At 62.6% G+C, this 18,926-nt stretch carries 17 protein-coding genes; 5 read left to right on the forward strand and 12 right to left on the reverse strand.

Annotated elements, in window-relative coordinates; genetic code table 11:
- Positions 1-76 precede the first annotated feature (76 nt).
- The 3 genes from AC0L3H_RS00005 to AC0L3H_RS00015 all read right to left on the reverse strand — a co-directional run bounded on the left by AC0L3H_RS00005 (position 77) and on the right by AC0L3H_RS00015 (position 3,649).
- Entirely contained in the window at positions 77-2,158 is a 2,082-nt protein-coding gene (locus AC0L3H_RS00005; RefSeq protein WP_473584032.1) for a sigma-54-dependent Fis family transcriptional regulator, read from the reverse strand.
- Positions 2,159-2,261: 103 nt separating this feature from the next.
- Positions 2,262-2,735, reverse strand: a complete 474-nt coding sequence (locus tag AC0L3H_RS00010) for a hypothetical protein (RefSeq protein ID WP_473584033.1) — start codon at positions 2,733-2,735, stop codon at positions 2,262-2,264.
- A 263-nt stretch (positions 2,736-2,998) separates the two neighbouring features.
- The gene (locus tag AC0L3H_RS00015; RefSeq protein WP_027156426.1) at positions 2,999-3,649 is read right to left on the reverse strand and encodes a GntR family transcriptional regulator; all 651 of its coding nucleotides are present in this window, start codon (positions 3,647-3,649) and stop codon (positions 2,999-3,001) included.
- 190 nt (positions 3,650-3,839) lie between these two features.
- Here AC0L3H_RS00015 and AC0L3H_RS00020 point away from each other — a divergent pair, with 190 nt between their 5' ends.
- The 3 genes from AC0L3H_RS00020 to AC0L3H_RS00030 all read left to right on the forward strand — a co-directional run bounded on the left by AC0L3H_RS00020 (position 3,840) and on the right by AC0L3H_RS00030 (position 8,352).
- Entirely contained in the window at positions 3,840-5,234 is a 1,395-nt protein-coding gene (locus tag AC0L3H_RS00020; RefSeq protein WP_473584034.1) for a malonyl-CoA decarboxylase, read from the forward strand.
- Between the two features lie 22 nt (positions 5,235-5,256).
- Complete coding sequence (locus AC0L3H_RS00025) at positions 5,257-6,777, forward strand: malonate--CoA ligase (protein ID WP_473584035.1); 1,521 nt, start codon at positions 5,257-5,259, stop codon at positions 6,775-6,777.
- A 225-nt stretch (positions 6,778-7,002) separates the two neighbouring features.
- A complete protein-coding gene (locus AC0L3H_RS00030) occupies positions 7,003-8,352 on the forward strand; it encodes an SLC13 family permease (RefSeq protein WP_091589963.1) in 1,350 nt (449 codons plus the stop codon).
- A 173-nt stretch (positions 8,353-8,525) separates the two neighbouring features.
- On the opposite strand, the gene hutC is transcribed toward AC0L3H_RS00030, so the two are convergent.
- From hutC to AC0L3H_RS00070, 8 genes are all read right to left on the reverse strand, one after another.
- A complete protein-coding gene (gene hutC, locus AC0L3H_RS00035; RefSeq protein WP_473584036.1) occupies positions 8,526-9,260 on the reverse strand; it encodes a histidine utilization repressor in 735 nt (244 codons plus the stop codon).
- Entirely contained in the window at positions 9,257-10,279 is a 1,023-nt protein-coding gene (locus AC0L3H_RS00040) for a zinc-dependent alcohol dehydrogenase (RefSeq protein WP_473584037.1), read from the reverse strand. The genes hutC and AC0L3H_RS00040 overlap by 4 nt, the downstream gene beginning before the upstream one ends.
- Positions 10,280-10,285: 6 nt before the next feature.
- On the reverse strand, positions 10,286-11,608 hold the full coding sequence (hisD, locus tag AC0L3H_RS00045; RefSeq protein WP_473584038.1) for a histidinol dehydrogenase: 1,323 nt from the start codon (positions 11,606-11,608) through the stop codon (positions 10,286-10,288).
- A gap of 34 nt (positions 11,609-11,642) precedes the next feature.
- Complete coding sequence (locus AC0L3H_RS00050; protein WP_473584039.1) at positions 11,643-12,443, reverse strand: ABC transporter permease; 801 nt, start codon at positions 12,441-12,443, stop codon at positions 11,643-11,645.
- Positions 12,440-13,384, reverse strand: a complete 945-nt coding sequence (locus AC0L3H_RS00055) for an ABC transporter permease (protein ID WP_473584040.1) — start codon at positions 13,382-13,384, stop codon at positions 12,440-12,442. The genes AC0L3H_RS00050 and AC0L3H_RS00055 overlap by 4 nt, the downstream gene beginning before the upstream one ends.
- A 128-nt stretch (positions 13,385-13,512) precedes the next feature.
- Positions 13,513-14,619, reverse strand: a complete 1,107-nt coding sequence (locus AC0L3H_RS00060) for an ABC transporter substrate-binding protein (RefSeq protein WP_473584041.1) — start codon at positions 14,617-14,619, stop codon at positions 13,513-13,515.
- A 35-nt stretch (positions 14,620-14,654) separates the two neighbouring features.
- Positions 14,655-15,797, reverse strand: a complete 1,143-nt coding sequence (locus AC0L3H_RS00065) for an ABC transporter ATP-binding protein (protein WP_473584042.1) — start codon at positions 15,795-15,797, stop codon at positions 14,655-14,657.
- Between the two features lie 102 nt (positions 15,798-15,899).
- The gene (locus tag AC0L3H_RS00070; RefSeq protein ID WP_473584043.1) at positions 15,900-16,673 is read right to left on the reverse strand and encodes an SDR family NAD(P)-dependent oxidoreductase; all 774 of its coding nucleotides are present in this window, start codon (positions 16,671-16,673) and stop codon (positions 15,900-15,902) included.
- Positions 16,674-16,905: 232 nt separating this feature from the next.
- Between AC0L3H_RS00070 and AC0L3H_RS00075 the strand changes: the two genes are divergently transcribed.
- The gene (locus AC0L3H_RS00075) at positions 16,906-17,148 is read left to right on the forward strand and encodes a plasmid stabilization protein (RefSeq protein ID WP_473584044.1); all 243 of its coding nucleotides are present in this window, start codon (positions 16,906-16,908) and stop codon (positions 17,146-17,148) included.
- A gap of 208 nt (positions 17,149-17,356) precedes the next feature.
- Here the strand turns inward: AC0L3H_RS00075 and AC0L3H_RS00080 are convergent, their stop codons facing one another.
- Positions 17,357-17,599 carry a hypothetical protein gene (locus tag AC0L3H_RS00080; RefSeq protein WP_473584045.1) on the reverse strand — a complete coding sequence of 81 codons (243 nt, stop codon included), beginning with the start codon at positions 17,597-17,599 and terminating at the stop codon, positions 17,357-17,359.
- A gap of 526 nt (positions 17,600-18,125) precedes the next feature.
- Here AC0L3H_RS00080 and AC0L3H_RS00085 point away from each other — a divergent pair.
- The gene (locus tag AC0L3H_RS00085) at positions 18,126-18,752 is read left to right on the forward strand and encodes a transglutaminase-like cysteine peptidase (RefSeq protein ID WP_473584046.1); all 627 of its coding nucleotides are present in this window, start codon (positions 18,126-18,128) and stop codon (positions 18,750-18,752) included.
- Positions 18,753-18,926: the final 174 nt, after the last annotated feature.

Here is an 18,926-nt window from a genome sequence, read left to right on the forward strand (position 1 = left end):
CGAACGCTTCACCCCAGCCGAATGCGCCAACTACTTCAAGGCAGCTGGATACGACCCAGATTAAACAGGACGCGCTCTAGAGGAAACCGCGGCGGATGCCATATTGGTCGAGCTTGCGGTAGAGCGTTGGCCGGGAGATGCCGAGCCGTAGCGCGACTCGGCTGAGGTTGCCGCCTTCCGCCGCCAAGGCGTTCTTCATTGCCTGGCGTTCGGCATCGACGAGCGTGCCGCCCAATTCATGCGCGGATGCACTGCTGTCCGACCCGGCTTCCGATCCGGAGCCGGACGCGGTGATCTCCTCGGGAAGGTCGTAAAGTCCGATGTCGCGGCCGCGCGCCAGGACATGCAGCCGCCCGATGAGGTTCTTCAGTTCGCGTACATTGCCCGGCCAACCGTAGGCGAGCAGCGCATCGAGTGCTTCGCGCGAGAATTCCAGCGCGTCCTCGCCCGCTGCGGTGGCGATGTGCCTGTTGAAATGTTCGACCAGCAGTAGCACATCCTCGCCGCGCTCGCGCAGCGGTGGAACAGTGATCGAAACCGCGCCAATTCGATAGTAGAGATCGCGGCGGAATCGGCCTGCGGCAATCTCGTGCTTGAGATCGCGATTGGTCGAGGCGACCAGGCGCACATCCACCGGGCGGCCCCGGCTGTCGCCAATGCGGTTGACCACGCGCTCTTCCAGGACACGCAGCAGAAACGGCTGGATCTCGAGCGGCAATTCGCCGATCTCGTCGAGACTGAGGACGCCGCCATGGGCGAGCTCGAAAACCCCCGGTTTGCCTTCACGCGAGGCGCCCGTAAAGGCGCCGGCGACATGGCCGAACAACTCGCTGCCGAACAGGTCCCTGGTGATCGCCCCGCAATTCATGGCGATGAACGGATCGTTCGCCGTGCGCCGGCTGCCGGCATGGACAAGCCGCGCAAACAGCTCTTTCCCGACCCCTGTTTCACCTTCGACCAACAGCGATGTTACGCTGCTCGACCGGGCGACGCGGCAGGCGACGTCGATGGCGGCATGCAGCGCTTCGCTTTCGCCGACGATCATGGCGACAGCATCCTGAAGATGCTTGTTCACTTCCCGGTGGACCACCGCCGCGCTGGAGACTGCCGGCACGGACGGGAACACCAGCGCCGCGCCGCGGAGGTCGCCATCGAGCTTGAGCGGGGTGATATGGCAGGATCGCAGATGGGCCGGCAGCGCCCTGGCAAGGTCGGCTTCGGAGCCGGAGGACGGAAGGTTCATCAGCCAGCGGCCACGGCCTGGCTCCATCGGGCCGTCCATCATCTCAGTGGCCTCGCCATCAGGCACATTGTTGCAGAAGATGGCACGACCGCGGTGGTCGACGATTACCAGCCCGTCCTTTCGGCGGTAGCCGGGAGCCGATGAAATGAAAGCTTCGAGCAGGCGCGTGCGCTGTTCCTGCTGCTGTTCGGCCAATGCCTTTTCGATCTGCCGGGCTGTCGCGGCGACGAGCGCGGTGTTGTGCGGCCTGAAGATCGGCGAATAGCCTGACAGGTCGACCACACCGATGATCTTGCCGTCCAGCGGGTCGCGAATCGGCGCGCCGGCGCAGGTCCAAGATTTGATGCCGGCGCAGAAATGCTCGGCCGCATGCACGAAAGTCGGCTCGCCGGTCCACAGCGCCGTACCGATGCCGTTCGTCCCGACGGCATCCTCGTTCCATTTGCCGCCGATGGCGAGGTGGATATCCATGCCGTCATGCAGCGTCTTCTTGTCGCCGATGGCGTCGATCAGCACGCCGTCGCTGTCGGCCAGAACCAGCATCGCGCCGGTCCCGTCCAGTAACTGGCCAAGCGAGGCGAACGACCGCCGCGCCGCCGAAAGCAGTTCTGCATTGGCCCGGGTAAGATATTCGATTGCGTCGCGATCACTGCTCAACGGCGCTTCAATGCCTTGAGCGTTGATGCCGCCGGTGGCACTGCGATACCAGGAATCGTGAATGAGGGAGCGGACGTGGCTTAAGTGGACTGGATCGCCGGCGCATTTGGGCTCGTCAGCCAGGAAACTTTCCCAGGCGCGCATGGTGGCACGCTCGTCATAGTCGATGTTGCTCAGAGCCATTTGGCCGGTGGCCAGCGACCTACGCGCCGGAAGGGCATCGATCTTCATCTGATTGGGGGCTATCTCGCGTTTCATTCAGTCATCACAGAACCTTTGAGGTATGCCATTTCTGCATGCTGTCGCGTTCGTAGGCTGCCGCGAGCTGGACGTGAAGAAGCACGCCCAGGCGTTAGCCTGATCAGTTGATGCCGAGTTTCGCGCCGATGTCGAAGGCAAGCTGTTCTTCGGTATAGGTGGCAGCGAGGCGGGATCCGTCCATGTCGGCAAGCGCCTCGGCAACGATTTCGTCAACCGGCGAGAAGAAGCCATTCTGCTTTGTTGCCAGCACGAAGACCTGGTCGCCGCCGCGGTCGCGGATATCGCCGAGGTGATGAAGTTGACGGCCTGTATTCCGATCCTTCGAAATGACGCGGCCGTTCATGGTGACTTGGATGGACGGCTTGGCCTCGGCCACCGCTGCCGCGCCGCCACCGACATGGATGATCAGGCCTTCCGCCTTGGGTTGCTGGCGTGGCTTTCGCGAAGCTGAATAGCCGCCACCGCTGATCTGGTCGGCAAGGCGGACGATGGTCGAGCGGTTCTGCTCGATCAGTCTTTTGACTTGTGCGTCCTCGCGCCGCGGGCCATCACGCTTGGAGATAATCTCGACCATGAATCCTCCCAGATTCGCTCCGCGTCGCCGTTTCTACCGGCTCAATTTTGCGGTGAACCCTACACCGCCTCGGCGAAGTTCGCCATTCATATCAAGATAGCGCCAAAATTTGCTTTGCTGGTAGCAGGCGGCTGCTACACGGGATTTCCGATAATCGGAACGCCCGCTTGCTCAGATGCACGCCCGCTGCCATGCTGGCCTCGGCATGCGGCTAGGCTTCATTGAGGCGGCGGTGAAAGGCGAGAGGCTCGACTTGCGACGGACTATCTGCTCGCCATCGTCGCTACAAGATCGCTGAAACGCTCGCCCTGGATGCTGACATGCTGGCGCAGGAGCGTGCGCGCCTGCTCCGCGTCGCCTGCGAGGATTGCTTCCACGATTGCGCCATGCTCAGCGAACGACGTGGCAACGCGGTTGCGCACGCGCAGTTGGAGACGCCTGTAGGGCTGCAGACGGCGATGCAGCGCGACGCACTGCTCGGCCAGAAAACCGCTGTGGCTGGCAGTGTAGATAGCTTTGTGAAAGCGTTCGTTATCGTAATAATAGGCGTCGCTGTCGCCGGCCGAAGACGAACGCTCGCAATCTGCATGCGCGGCCAGGATCGTTGTGCGATCGGCATCGGTGAACCGTCGCGCGGCCAACGAACCGGCCAAGCCTTCAAGTTCCGCCATCACCTCGAACATTTCGAAAATGCGGTGCGGTCCCGGATCGATCACCACGGCACCCCGGCGCGGCCGGATCTCCACCAGCCCGATTGCGTTCAACTGCATCAGCGCCTCGCGCACCGGCGTTCTCGAGACGCCGAAGCGTGTTGCCAATTGCACCTCGTCCAGTCGTGCACCGGGGGCGAAGTCGTTCGAGATTATGCCGTTTTCAATCTCGTCCCGTAGGCGCTGAACGACATTCTCCGACATTTTTGGGCCTTCCAATGCAGCATCACAAGTCTTGTATGCAAGAATGTTGACTTTGCGTACAAGGACGTCTAATAACAATACCACAAAAGGCAAGTCGCACACAAATGGGTGGGACGCATCCGAGCACCGGCACGCGTCGAGGACGCGCGGCGGCGCCGATTTCGATATTTTTGCCAGGAGGGACTCCGACATGGCAGGCATCTCGTTCTTTAGCGATATGGTGCAAAGCATTACCGATCGCGGCCGCAGGCTGGTTGCGGCAGGGGCGCGCAGCGAACCGGTCCAAGCCGAGACGAATATCGAAACACTCTGCGACATGCTGTTGTCGAGCCGGGGCGAGGCCTCGGGCATGGCATTGGCCGCCGAGGTCCTTCAGCGCTGGGCCCAACTGGACGCGGCCGGTCAGCAAGACTTCGTGCGTATGCTTCACGAACAGTTCGGCCCAGACATCGCCAAGCTTGACAAAGCCATCGAGCGCTACCGCAGCGACAGGAGCTCGGACGCCGTCATCGAACTGCACCAGGCCGCCGAGCCGCGTCGCCAGGAACTGGTGCGCAGACTGAACCTGGCCCCCAAAGGCACGGCAAGGCTGGTGGAGATGCGAGAGCGCCTGTTAGCCATGAAGGATGCGACGGAACCGTTTCGCGCTGTCGATGCTGACTTCGCCCACCTGTTCGGCTCATGGTTCAACCGCGGTTTTCTGACCCTGCGTCCGATCGACTGGTCGACGCCGGCCGACATCCTGGAGAAGATCATCAGATACGAGGCGGTGCATGAAATCGCCGGCTGGGAGGAACTGCGGCGGAGGCTGGCTCCAGCCGACCGCAGATGCTTTGCGTTCTTCCACCCGCGTCTCGCAGACGATCCGCTGATCTTCGTCGAGGTTGCGCTGACCAGGGCGATTCCCTCTGCCATCGCTGATGTGCTCGATGTAAACCGTTCGCCGATCACGGACCAGGACGCCACCACCGCTGTCTTCTATTCTATCTCCAACTGCCAGGACGGACTGCGTGGCATCTCTTTCGGGAATTTTCTGATCAAGCAGGTGGTGGAGGATTTGCGCCGCGACCTGCCTGGCTTGAAGACCTTCGTGACGCTGTCGCCGGTTCCGGGTTTCGCTGGCTGGCTGGCAAGACTGCGCAAGGCGGCCGATGCGAGCCTCGATGATCAGGCCCTCAAGACGCTCGAGCTGCTGGACGATCCGAACTGGGCGGACAATCCGCAGAAGGCACGGCTCGTTGAAGCGGTGCTTCTCCCGCTCGCAGCACGCTATTTCATTAGGGAACGGGCCACCGGCAGACGGCCGGTCGATCCTGTGGCGCGTTTTCATTTGGGCAACGGCGCTCGCCTTGAACGGCTGAACTTCCTCGCCGATCGCTCCGCCAAGGCGATGCGGCAGTCCCACGGCTTGATGGTCAACTACTTTTACAAGTTGGACGACATCGAGGCGAACCACGAAGCCTTGGCGCAGCATGGCGAGATCGCTGCTTCGCCGGAGGTGAGAAAACTGGCGGCAACCGCTTCGACCGACACCGATATCGCGGCCCCGGTTCGTCGACGCCGCACCGAAATGCAGAAAACCTAATAAGCAGATTGGGAGGAGTTCAATGAGCAATCATCTGTTCGACGCCATGCGAGCATCCGCCAAGTCAGGCGAGTCGATTTTCATCGAGACCATTGATGGTCAGCGTTGGACCTATGCAGATGCGCTGCGGCTCTCCGGACAGATCGCCAGCGCAATTGATGTGCTCGGCGTTCGCCCGGGCGACCGCGTCGCGGTCCAGGTGGACAAGAGCCCGCAGGCTCTGATGCTCTATCTCGCATGCGTGCGCTGCGGGGCGATCTATCTGCCGCTGAATACCGCCTATACGCTGGCTGAACTCGACTATTTTATCGGTGACGCCGAACCGCGGGTGGTCATCGTCTCCTCGAAGTCGCGAACCGATGTCGAGACGATCGCGCACGGCTACGGCGCGATTGTCGAAACGCTCGATGCGGACGGCGCCGGGTCGCTGATGGAGTTGGCCCGGGACGAGTCTGACGATTTTCTCGACGCGGCGCGCGCGCCTGACGATCTCGCCGCGATCCTGTACACATCTGGAACCACCGGCCGTTCCAAGGGCGCAATGCTGACGCACGACAACCTTTTGTCCAATGCAATAGCATTGCGCGAATGCTGGCAGGTGACGTCAGCCGACCGGCTGATCCACGCGCTGCCGATTTTTCACACGCATGGGCTCTTCGTGGCGACCAATGTCACACTCATCGCCGGCGCCTCGATGTTCCTGCTGCCAAAGTTCGATCCGGAGGAAATCCTTTCTCTGATGCCGCGGGCGACGCTGATGATGGGCGTGCCGACCTTCTATGTCCGGTTGCTGCAGCATGAGGGCCTGAACCGGGAGACGGTCGCCAATATCAGGCTGTTCATCTCCGGCTCGGCGCCGTTGCTCGCTGAAACGCACGCCGCATTCAAGCAACGCACCGGTCACGCCATTCTCGAACGCTACGGCATGACCGAAACAAACATGAACACCTCAAACCCCTATGACGGCGAGCGAAGGGCCGGGACAGTAGGTTTCCCACTCCCGGGCGTGTCGGTGAGGGTCACCGATCCGGCCACCGGCGAGACGCTCGGACCAGGCAAGACCGGCATGATCGAGATCAAGGGCCCGAACGTTTTCCGGGGTTATTGGCGGATGCCTGAAAAGACGGCGGCGGAGTTCACCAAGGACGGCTATTTCATCAGCGGCGACCTCGGCAAGATCGATGAGGCGGGCTATCTCCACATCGTCGGCCGCGACAAGGACCTGGTGATCTCCGGCGGCTACAACATCTACCCGAAGGAAGTCGAGGGTGAGATCGATCAACTCGACGGCGTCGCCGAGAGTGCGGTCATCGGCATTGCACATCCGGATTTCGGCGAGGGGGTGACGGCCATCGTGGTGCTCAAGCCCGGTGCCACAATGGACGAAAAGGCGGTGCTCAACGCGCTGCGCGACCGCCTCGCGCGCTACAAGCAGCCGAAACGGGTGATCTTCGCCGAGGACCTTCCGCGCAACACCATGGGAAAGGTGCAGAAGAACCTTCTGCGCGACCGGTTCAGCAACCTTTACATGCCAGCCTCCTAGAGCATGATGCCGAAAAGTGTGAAGCGGTTTTCGGACGACATCATGCTCTATCTCTTTGATTTAGAACCGGATTCAGATTTCAGGTCGACTTGACCTGAAATCATCCGGCTCTAGGAGGCGCTGACGACCCTGCGTTGGTGCTTGGGAGCGAGACCAAAGCAGGCTGATCTACCACCGATGGAAATGAGAACGGGCGCCTGAAGGCGTTTCCCGAGGGAGGAAGCTATGAACATCCAGATTCTGTCGATCGCGCTGCTGGTCGGCATGTTCGTGATCGCCACCATGCAGCCGATCAATATGGGCGCACTCGCCTTCGCATGCGCCTTTCTGGTCGGCTCGCTCGTCATGGCTATGAAGCCGGCGGAAATATTTGCTGGCTTCCCGAGCGACCTCTTCCTGACACTGGTAGGCATTACCTACCTGTTCGCCATCGCCCAGATCAACGGTACTATCGATTGGCTGGTCGAGGGCGCGGTCAAACTGGTGCGCGGACATGTGGCGTGGATTCCCTGGGTCATGTTCCTGGTCGCGGCCGTCATCACCGGCTTCGGTGCGCTGGGACCTGCGGCGGTCGCCATCCTGGCCCCGGTGGCGCTGGGTTTTGCGTTCCAGTACCGCATCAATCCGGTCATGATGGGATTGATGGTTATTCATGGTGCACAGGCGGGCGGCTTTTCGCCGATCAGCGTCTATGGCGGCATCACCAACCAGATCGTCGAAAAGGCGGGGTTGCCGTTCGCGCCGACATCACTGTTTCTCTCCAGCTTCTTCTTCAACTTGGCCATCGCCGTCCTCGTATTCTTCGTTTTCGGCGGCTCGAAGGTGCTGCGTAAGTATTCGGTCGCGTCGGGACCGCTGCCTGACCTCCACCCTGAAGGCGTCACGCAGTCAATCGTCGGCCACGGCGGCACGCCGGCTACTCCGATCAGCCATCACGTCTTTGAGGAGCAGACAAAAAATGTGTCGGCGCTTTCCGGCCTGACTACGGAAAGGCTGACGACATTAGTCGGCCTAACCGCGCTCGCGGTCGGCGCACTTGTCTTCAAGTTCAATGTCGGCCTGGTGGCCATCACTGTCGCGGTCGCGCTCGCGCTCCTCTCGCCGAAGACCCAAAAGGCAGCGATCGACAAGGTCAGCTGGTCGACGGTGCTCCTGATCGCCGGCATCATCACCTATGTCGGCGTCATGGAGAAGATCGGCACGATCGACTACGTCGCCCAAGGCATTTCAAGCCTGGGCATGCCGTTGCTGGTTGCACTCCTCCTCTGCTTCACCGGCGCCATTGTATCGGCATTCGCCTCGTCCACGGCATTGCTGGGAGCCATCATTCCACTGGCCGTGCCCTTCCTCCTGCAGGGACAGATCAGTGCCATAGGTGTGGTGGCGGCGATCGCGATCTCCACCACCATCGTCGACACCAGCCCGTTTTCGACCAACGGTGCGCTGGTCGTCGCCAATGCCCGGGAAGCAGAGCGCGAGGGCGTGCTGAAGACGTTGCTGATCTACAGCGCGCTTATCGCCATCATCGGCCCTGTCATCGCCTGGCTGGTTTTCGTGGTCCCCGGTTTGGTTTGAACGGTCGGCCAATCAGTCTGGCCGCTCCGGTGCAATTTGACCGGCGGCTAGGCTTGACCCGAAATGATCTGATCGGCGTCAACAAGAAAAATGGCGCAGGCGGAGCTGATTGCCTATCAAGGCAGCCGTTTGGCCGATAGCGCCGCCCGCCCTGCCTGGCGGGCTGTCGCTGCTCATGCGGCGGGTGAGGGCGCGTAGCGGCTGCCCAGCGAATAGCGGCTGCCGACATAGGTGAGCTTGTTGACAGTGGCGACCGCCGCGCCCGACCAGGTCCGCCGATGCAGGAGCAGGCAGGGGTCGCCGGGTCGGATCATCAAATGGCGGGCCGCCGTCTCTTCTGCGGCGACGGCCGAGATCACATGCTCCACTTCCGTCAGCGGCGTCGCCCGCTGCAGGTAGTCGTAGGTGGTGGTCGCCACGAAATCCTGCCGATGGTAGTCGGGTGCGAGAGCCGGATTGACAAAGCGTTCCTCGAGCTGGACGGGCAAATCGTCTTCGAAATGCACGATGATCGAATGGGCGACCGGTCTGCGGCGCGTGAACTCGAAGGCGACGACGAGGTCCAGCGCCGGGTTGCGGATCTTCTCGAGGACGATGACCTCGGCCCTGTGGCGTGCGCCGCGCGCGGCGATCTCGCCGGCGATGTTCCTGATTTCGATGAGGGCCGATTGCGGTTTCGGCGGCGCCACAAAGGTGCCTACGCCCTGGATACGCAGCAGGTGGCCTTCCGAGGTCAGTTCCCTCAGCGCCCGGTGTACCGTCATCCTCGAGACGCCGAGCGTGCTGACCAGCTCGTTTTCGGAAGGCAGCCTGCGGTCCTTCGGCCAGTTGCCGCTGCCGATATTGCCGAGCACGTAGTCCTTGACCTTTTCGTAGAGCGGCCCGGCGGTTTCGGTAAGCCTGATCATCGTCCGCTCTCCATCCGGACGATGGTCTTCAACCCGCCGCTCACGCCGGCGATCAGGCGCTGGTAGGCGGCGGGAATTTCGCCGATCGCGATCTCGTCGGAGACGAAGCGCGAAAGCGCGGGCGCGAGATCGCCAAGCATCGAGACGGCCGGCGCAAGCTCGTCGGCGAAGGCGTGGCAGCCGACAAGCGCGATCTCGCGCTCGACCAGCAAGTTGGGGTCGAGGTCGAGGCGGCCATGCGAAATGCCGACCAGCGCCAGTGTGCCGCCACCGGCCAAGACATCGAGCAGCCGCGCCATCACCGCCACGCTGCCGGTCGCGTCGACCGCATGGCGTAGATCGGGGGCATGGCGCAGATTGGGATCATCGGGCAGGGCGTCCAGGTCGACGACGGTCGCGCCGCTCACCTTGGCCACAAGCTCCACACGCGCCGCATTGCGGTCGGCGACGAGGATCTGTCTGTCGCCCTGCCGCGACAGGAGCAGCGCCGCCAGTCCGCCGATCGGGCCGCAACCGGCAATAAGCACCGGCGCCCCGGCCGGCGCCGACAGCCGCCGCACTGCGTGCAGGGCGACCGCCAGCGGCTCCGCCATGGCGGCGATCGCGGGATCGAGCATGGGGTCGTGGCGCACAAGCAGCCGCGCCGGCAGCTGCGTCTGTTCCGCGAAGCCGCCGTCGCAGACCTCGCCTACAAAGCCCAGTGTGGCACAGACATTATGCCGGCCGGCGCGGCAAGCAGGACATTCGCCGCACCAGAAGCGCGAATCGGCCACGACCCGGTCTCCAAGCGCAAACTGGGGCACGCCGGCCCCGACGGCGATCACCTCGCCGGCGAACTCATGCCCGGCGACGCTCGGCGCGCGGCTGATCCACTGGCCGGTGCGGAAGTTGTGGAGGTCGGAGCCGCAAATGCCGGCCGCCGTCACCTTGAGCCGCACCCAGCCAGGCGCTGGTTCGCCGGGAAATGACACGTCCTCAACCCGCAAATCACCCGCCGCATGGAGTCTGGCCGCCTTCATCGTCCGCTACCGCGCCAGATATCGGTCGCGCACGTCGGAGACGGCGTGTTCATGCGAGGAGAAGCCTTCATAGCGGGCAAGTGTGCGGGCATGGCGCGCGAATTCCGGATAGGCCGCGGCCGTCACGTAGCCGATCGAAGAGCGCTTGACGAAATCCGTGACCGAGAGCGGTCCACAAGTACGGGCCCAGCGACTGGTCGGCAGCACGGCGTTGGGGCCCAGCCCGAAATTGCCGATCGAGACCGGCGTGTGCGGCCCCATCAGGATCTCGGCAGCTTCGGTGATGTGGCCAAGATGCGCGAACGGGTCGGTGGAGAGGATCTCCAGATGCTCCGGTGCGTAGTCGTTGATGAAGCGGTAGCTCTCCTCGATCGAGGCCGTCAGCACGATGCCGCCACAGGCGCCGGTCAGCACCGCGGTGGAGAACGCGACCCGTTGCTCGCTCATGCGCGCCCAGTGCTCCGGCAGCGCGGCCAGTGCCTCCTCCGCCACGCGGCGGCTGTGGGTCACCAGATAGGCAGACGAGTCCGGTCCGTGCTCCGCCTCGATGAGGAGGTCGAGCGCGGCCAGCCCGCCATGCACGCTGTCGTCGGCGAGGATAATCGCTTCGGACGGGCCGGCGGGAAGGCCAGGATCGATGACGCCGGCAAGCAGCCGCTTGGCCGCAACCACCCAGGGGCTGCCCGGACCGACGATCTTGAGCGCGGCCTTGACCGTCTCTGTGCCGTAGGCGACTGCGGCCACCGCCTGCGCGCCGCCGCATTTGTAGACCGTTTCGACGCCGGCGAGGCGCGCCGCAACCAGCGTCGCTGCGTCCACCGAACCATCGGGCGCCGGCGGCGTGACAATGGCAAGCTCCGGGACGCCCGCCACCACTGCGGGCACTGCGGTCATCATCGTCACCGAAGGGAACGCCCCTTTGCCGCGCGGGACATAGAGCGCCACCGAGCGGATCGGCGTGAAGCGGTCGCCGGCAAAGGCGCCGGGCCGCATTTCCTTGAGCCACATCGCTTCCGGTTTCTGCTCTTCGTGGAAATGCCGGATGTTGTCGATGCCGAAGCGAATGGCGGCGATCACGTCCTCGTTGACCATGCCGAAGGCGGCGTCGAACTCGGTGGGGCTGACCTTCAGCCGCGTGGCATCGAGATCTGCCTTGTCAAAGTCGCGGGCGAAGCGAACGAGCGCGGCGTCGCCTTCTGTTCGGACCGCCTCGATGATCGGCGCGGCCTTCTCCATGAAGCCAGAGAGATCGGTCTCTGAGCGCCGCATCAATGCCGAACGAGCGGCGGCGTCGAGTTGGCTCAAATCGTGGAGTGATACGTTTGGCATAGGATTTCCTTTGCGGCCCGACGAGCCGGCTTCCTCATTTCGATTTCAGGAAGATGTCGAGCCCGACCAGCCTGTCGAGCAGGAAAATGGCGACAGCCGAGCAGGCGATGAAGACCACGGAGATCGCGGCGAGATCCGGCGTGATGATCGAGCGGATGGAGTTGTAGATCAGCACCGGCAGCGTCACGATACGCGCATCCACGAGCAGCAGGCTGACCAGGAATTCGTTGAGCGCAAGAATGAACATCAGCAGCGAGCCGGTGATCACCCCCGGCATGACCGCCGGCAAGGTGACGGAGAAGAACACCTGGAGCGGCGGCGCGCCGCAATTGGCGGCGGCCAGTTCAAGGTCCGGGTCAAGCCCGGTGGCGCTGGCCGTCACCGCCCAGATCATGAAGGGCAGGTTGATGACGCAGCAGGCGATGCCGACTGGCCAGAGCTGGCCGAGAATGCCGGCGTTGCCGAAGATCAGCATGAGGCCGATGCCCGATCCGATCAGCGGGATGGTGAATGGCAGCAGCAGATAAATCTGGATCGTCTTCTCAAAACGCACCGCATATTTCGCCAGCGCGATGCCGGCCAGCGTGCCCACTGGAATGGCAACGATCGTGCAGACCGTCGCGACCTGGAGCGTGCGCATGAAAGCATTGCGCAGGTCGGAGGCCTGCGAAATACGCGCGTACCACCGCAGCGACAGTCCATCCGGCGGAAACGTGATGATGTTGCCGTCGGTAAACGAAGCGCCGAGCACCACGATCGTCGGCGCCGAAAGGGTCACCAGGGCGATCGTCACCAGAGTCCACAGGACAATCGATTTGCTGCGCGAGCCGATCACGTCCGCGACCTCCCCATGGCGAGCGTTCCGGCTCCAAACAGCGCGAACACCAAGCCGACAAGGATTGACCCGAGCGCGACCAGCATAAGCGCCAGCATCGCGCCGAGACCCTGGTCGGAGGTGCGGAAGAACTGGTCGTAGATGGCGTTGGCGATGAAGTCCTGCGAGCCGCCGCCAAGGATCGCGGGGACTGCGAAATCGGTGAGCGAAAGCGTCAGCACCACCACGCCGGCGCCGACGAAGCCTGGACGAGCGAGTGGCAGCACGACGTGGATGAACGTGCGAACCCAGTTCGCGCCGAGCGATCCAGCGGCTGCCTCCAGCTCTTCGGGAATGGCGGTGAGCGCCGGCGCCAGCATCAGTACGGCAAACGGCAGCATGTACTGGACGAGGCCGAACAGCACGGCGGGGTAGTTATAGATGAGCCGAATCGGGGCGACCCCGACAAGGCCGAGCGCCTCGTTCACCATGCCCTGGTTGCCGAGGATGATCAGCCAGCCATAGGCACGCACCACCTGGCCGATGAAGAACGGCAGGAACAGCGCGATCAGCAGGAATTTGCGCAATCCTGGCGAACGCGTGCGCACCATCAGATAGGCGTAGGGAAAGGCGAATACGAGCGTCACCGCGGTGACGATCAGGGCGGCAACGAGGCTGCGCTGCGCGACGACCAGGAACAGCGGCTCGGTCACCGCGCGGCGGAAATTGGCGATGGAATAGTCGTCGGAGAACTGGAAGGTGGTGGTGTCTAGCGTGCGCAGGCTGGCATCCGCGATCTGGATGAGACCAAGCACGAGCAGCCCGACAAGCAGCACCGCCGGAAGCAGCATCAGATAGGGCGTAGCGCGCCTGAACCGCGCCGGCCAGATAGCGGCGGCAACGCCTTCCAGCGCATCCATGATGCGCCATGTCAGGGGATAGGCTGTCCTGGCTGCCCGCATGAAAATCCGTATCCGAGGTCGTGAAGGAGCCGGTGCCGCGCTAGAGCAATTCCAGGAAAAGTGTATAGCGGTTTTCCGTCCGGAATTGCGTAAAAACAAAGAGTTAGCGCAGCACCGGCCGACCGGCGTCAGCCCTGCATGATCGCCTTGAACTTGGAAAACCACTCGCTCTCGTTCTCGACCTGGATCTTCGACGAGATGCGGATAAGGCGCTGGAAATCCGCCTCAGTGGTCGGATAGGACGGATCGCCCACCAGATCCTTGGGCGGCGTGAGGCCCGGCACCACGCCCGGCAAGCCAAGCCCGTCCAGCCAAATCTGCTGGGCTTCCTTGGTCAAGGCGTGATTGATGTACTGCTTGGCCCAGTAGAGTTCGTTTTCCGGCAGGCCCTTGGGGATCCACAGACCGTCAGTGTCGAATTTTGCACCCTCTTCCGGCACCACCCATTCGATTTTGACGCCGTTCTTGCGCGCCTCCCGGGCGTTGGTCGAGATGGTGCAGGCGGCGTCGATCTCGCCGTTCTGGAACCAGGTGGTGAAGTCGGGATCCTCGCCGAGCAGCGGCTGCTGTGCCTTCATCTTGGTGATGAAATCCCAAGCCGGCTGCATGTTGCCCGGTATGTCCTCCAGCTTGCCACCACCGGCGACCTGGGCGGGGAAATGGAAGCCGATGCCGTCATTGTAGAAGGCAAGCCGACCCTTGAACTTCGGGTCGAGCAGATCTTTCCAGGACTTGGGCGGTCCGTCCGGGAATGCCGCAGGCCGATAGGCAAGCACATAGACATAACCGTAGGTGTTGACGATCGGGAAACCTTCCAGGCCGGCCGGCTTGGCAAGGTCCGTCACATTGGCGAGGTTCGGCAGGTCGGAGAGGTCTTCCGTCACGCCGCGCAGTGCCGATTTCGTGGCATTGGTGGTGGTGTCCCAGTTGATATGGATCGGCGGGACGCGTTTCTGCGCCACGGCCGCCCAGACCTTGGGCTGAATCTCGTTGTCTTCGGTCAGGTCGTGACGGACAGCAATCCCCGTCATCTTGGTGAAGCTGTCGGACACCCCGGCCTTCAGGCTATCCACCCAGCTGCCGCCCCAGGCGCGCACGATGATCTCCGTCGGCTTTTCCGGCTCCTGCGCATAGGCGCCGGAAAAGCCGAGCACCGAGGCGCCGCCGAGCGCAGCGGTGGCCTGAAGGAAGGTTCTGCGGGAAAGATGGGATATCTTCGGCTTGAAGCGCTTCATCTGCATTCTCCTCTGGGTTTGACCGGTCTCCGGTTCTATCGAAAAACAAGCATGTCCCTGGCATTCCACCCCAGGAACACGCTTTCGCCTATGTCGAACTGCGTGTGCGCGGCGGGATCATGGTCGAAAACGCGAATGACCTCGTCGCCAATTGCGGCGCAGGCGACCTCGTAGACCATGCGCTCGCCTTCGAAGATGGTGTCGGTCACAGTCCCGCCCAGCATGCAATCGAGCTTCGACAGCTGCGCAGCATCGCCGGCGAGACGGATCTGTTCGGCGCGGATCGCTCCCGATGCCTTGTCGCCCTCGGCAGGCGGATTGACCGGATCGCCGACCTTTCCGGCAAGCATCAGATCACCCCGAACGATGGAAACATCGCCTATTTCCGATACGGCCCGTACCGTGCCGGCAATGAAATTGGTGACGCCGATGAAATTGGCGACGAAGGCGTTGCGTGGCTGGCGGTAGGTGTGGATCGGCCGTGCCTTCTGCTGGATCTCGCCCTGATCCATGACGACGATATCGTCGGAAACCACCAGCGCCTCGCGCTGGTCGTGGGTGACATTGATCGTGGTGACGCCGAGCTCACGCTGGATGCGGCGGAATTCGAGCTGCATTTCCTCGCGCAGCTTGCGGTCGAGCGCAGCCAGCGGCTCGTCGAGAAGCAGCAGGTCGGGCTCAAACACCAGCGCGCGCGCAATCGCGACGCGCTGCTGCTGCCCGCCGGACAATTCGTGAATGCGCCTGCCGCCGTAGCCCCCGAGCCGGACCAGCGCGAGATATCGCTCGACGCGGTCGGGAATGGTGCGTGCGTCGCGCCGACGCATCTTCAGCGGGAAGGCGACATTCTCGGCCGCCGTCATATGAGGAAACAAGGCAAGCCTCTGAAAGACCATGCCGATCGACCGCTTGTGCGGTGGCACCGCGCTCACCGCTTCACCGTTGATGAAGATCTCGCCGCTGCTCGGGGTCTGGAACCCGGCGATCATGCGCAGGAGGGTTGTCTTGCCGGACCCAGACGGCCCGAGAATGGTGAGAAACCGGCCCTTCGGCAGATCGAAGGACGCATTCTTGACGGCTTGAACCCCATCGAAGTCCATCCCGACGTTGCGGACTGTGACGGCGATTTCCCCGTCGCCTTCCGCTTCGTGCGAAGCTGCCCGAAAACGCTCCTGCATTGTGGTTCCCCTTTTGTCGCCGGTCGCATGCAAGAACGCCCAGCGTGTCAGGTGGTATATACAACCATATACAAGCTCGGTCTACACGATCCTCTCAGTCGCTCAGATGGATGCGAGATAGCCGCCGTCGACCGGGAGGCAATGCCCGGTGACATAGGCGGATGCCCCGCTCGCCAAAAACACGACTCCTCCGGCCAGATCCTGCATCGTGCCGAAGCGCCGCTGCGGGATCTTGGCCAGCATCGCCGTCTGCCAATCGGGATCCTGATAAAAGGCGTCCGTCATCGCCGTATGGAAATACCCCGGGGCGATGGCGTTGACGCGGATGCCGAGCGGAGCCCATTCCGCGGCGAGTGCGCGGGTCATGCCTAGAAGCCCGGACTTGGACGAGCCGTAGGGTACCGCGGTCGGAATGCCGACATAGGAGGTCAGCGAGCAAAGATTGATGATCGCGCCACCGCTGTTGTCGTCAGCCATCCGCCGCGCCGCAGCCTGCGCGCAGAAGAAGGCGCCCTTCAGATTGGTCGATACGATGCGGTCCCATACCGCCTCGTCCACGTCGAGCGAGGGCTGGACTTTTTCGTAGCCGGCGTTGTTGACCAGAATGTCGAGCGCACCAAAGGCATCCGCCACCTCGTCGACCACCACGCGGATGCGATCGGTGTCGAGCACGTCGAGGGACCGGCAAAGCGACCTTCGCCCATGTGCGCTAATTCGGTCCGCCGTTTCACGAAGGGAATTTTCGTCGCGGGCGGTCACCGCCACATCGGCGCCGGCCGCCGAGAGCGCCTCCGCCATGGCCTGGCCGATGCCGCGGCTGGCGCCCGTCACCAGCGCCTTTTTTCCCGTCAGGTCGAACAGGCGAGGGGCGTCCATGGCGGTTTCCTGCATTCCCGAAAAAACCATGCGGTCGGATTGGAAACGAACACCAGTTGCGGCCGGTTGTCTATACATCTTGCGCTATTGCGGGGGTGCCACCAAACGGCGCGGCGCCGGTTTGCGGCGATCGCTTGAACGACGGCATCCCGGATGCCCCAACAGAGCGCCATCAACTGGCGTCTCGCTGGCAAAAGCCATTAAGCTCTATCAACGGCAAAGGGAGTCCCACATGGTCGAACCGAGGCTTTCCGTGCGCAGCGCAAAGGCGCGTGATCTTGCGCACAGGCTGGCTCGGCGCGAGAACCGCTCGATCGCCGACGTGGTTGAGCGCGCGCTGGAATCCTATGAGGTTCGGCAAGCCGGTCGTGGGCCGGCGTCGACGTTCTGCTCGCGTATCGCTAGCGCTTATGGCGTCGAAATCGACCTTGAAGCAGCGACCCGGGGCCCTCGGCAGGTTGATGCGGAGCTTTGATCTTCCCTGCTGCCAGATTCATTTCCGAGACGCTGAAGAAATCGCCCGAGCCTGCCTTGTCGCATGGTTGTTCGCCATGGCGCCTCGACACGCTCGCCTGAGGTGAATTCACCCTAACGGCGCGATTTTCCTGGGCGCCCTGGTCCAACCACCCCCGCGGAATGCGGGGTGATTGGACAATTTTGCATGGGTGGAAAAGTTCAGCGTATCAACGGCTGCCCGCCCATGGCGCACGACCCCTAAGGACCTTGCCGGGCTGTGGCTGTTCTTCTTGCGGAGCGACCACCGGTTGAGGCAAGGAAGCCGTGTGACTGGTATCCAAGGTCATTCCGCTGTTGTCGATGCCAGCAGGGAAGCCGCGGGTCGGGTCGCGGTCCGGGTTTTGATTGGCAGCGAGCGAGCCTCCTGTCGACAGGGCGAGGAGGGCGATAGCGGTTACAAGTTTGTTCATCGTACTGTTCCTTTCAATAATGAGCAGACCCGCCGACGGCGGCCCGCGCGGAATTGACTCCTGCTTTGCGAAATCCCGTCGGCTCTCTGCCTCGCCATCATGACGAGGCTTCCTGCTCACGGATGAAACTACGCTGGGCCTGTCGCAGAGGTTTGCCCGAGTGCTATCGAAGTGTATCCGAATGTATGAGAATCCATGCGAGGTCCCGCAGCCCTTGGACTTCGACAAATTTGGCTACAATTTTTTTGGCCGCCTGTCGGCGTTTGCGCGGCCAGATACCTGTCGGGCGCCGGTCATCAGGTCCAGGTAAGCGGCGCTGCCGAAGAACGCCGATGACGTAAAAGCGGGACAATTCCCCTGATCGGGTGAACGCATAATTTGCTGATCGGGCGACCGCGCGGCGCCACCGTCGGGTGGTTCGCGACCGTCGCTTTGAATTGTGCGGCGGCTGTGTTGATGCGCTTATGAAAAGATGGTAACGCGGTATTAAAGATTGTTTCGGGTTGTTACCTCTGGGGCGGGGCGAATGGGATTGGTGGTACCGCGGGCATGGCTTTGTGCCGGCCTACTGATAGGCTTGATGATGTCCGCGACGCCGATGGAGAAGGCTTCGGCCGACGTCGTGCCTGGCGCCATGGCCACCGGGCAGCCAACCTCCGTCCCTGTCGGCTACATCGAATTCTGCAGACGGCGGGCCGCGGAGTGCGCAATACGATCAGGCAAGAGCGCCCCAGTCCTTCTGTCCGCGGGCATGGAAGGCAAGCTCGCCTCCGTCAACAAGCTGGTGAACAGATCGATCAGGCCCGCGAGCGATTTGGACGTCCACGGCATGATGGAATTCTGGTCCTATCCTGACGGCGCGCTCGGCGACTGCGAGGATTATGTCCTGCTCAAGCGCCAGTTGCTCAGGCAGCAGGGCATATCGCTGTCGAACCTTCTGATCACCGTCGTCAGGAAGCAGGACGGCGAGGGGCACGCGGTGCTGACCGTCAAGACCGACAAAGGCGACTATGTGCTCGACAACCTCAACGACGATGTGAAGCCTTGGTCGGTAACTGGATATCGATTTATAAAAAGGCAGTCGTCTACGCATACCGGGCGCTGGGTCGCGATAATCGAACACCCCGATGTACTGGTCGGGGCAGTCGACTGAACCTCCCGAATTAGCGGATCGACAATGCCTGGCGCTGGCGCTCATGCCGGAGAACGGCCAGGGAAGCCCGGCTCCGCGTCTGTTTCCGCACCGGCCCAGGCACATGACCCGTGATCTTGAGTCGCACTGCATGGGAGTTCCATTCCAGGCATAGGCTTATTACGACCACCGGGA

This window comes from Mesorhizobium sp. WSM4816 (genome assembly GCF_055811535.1).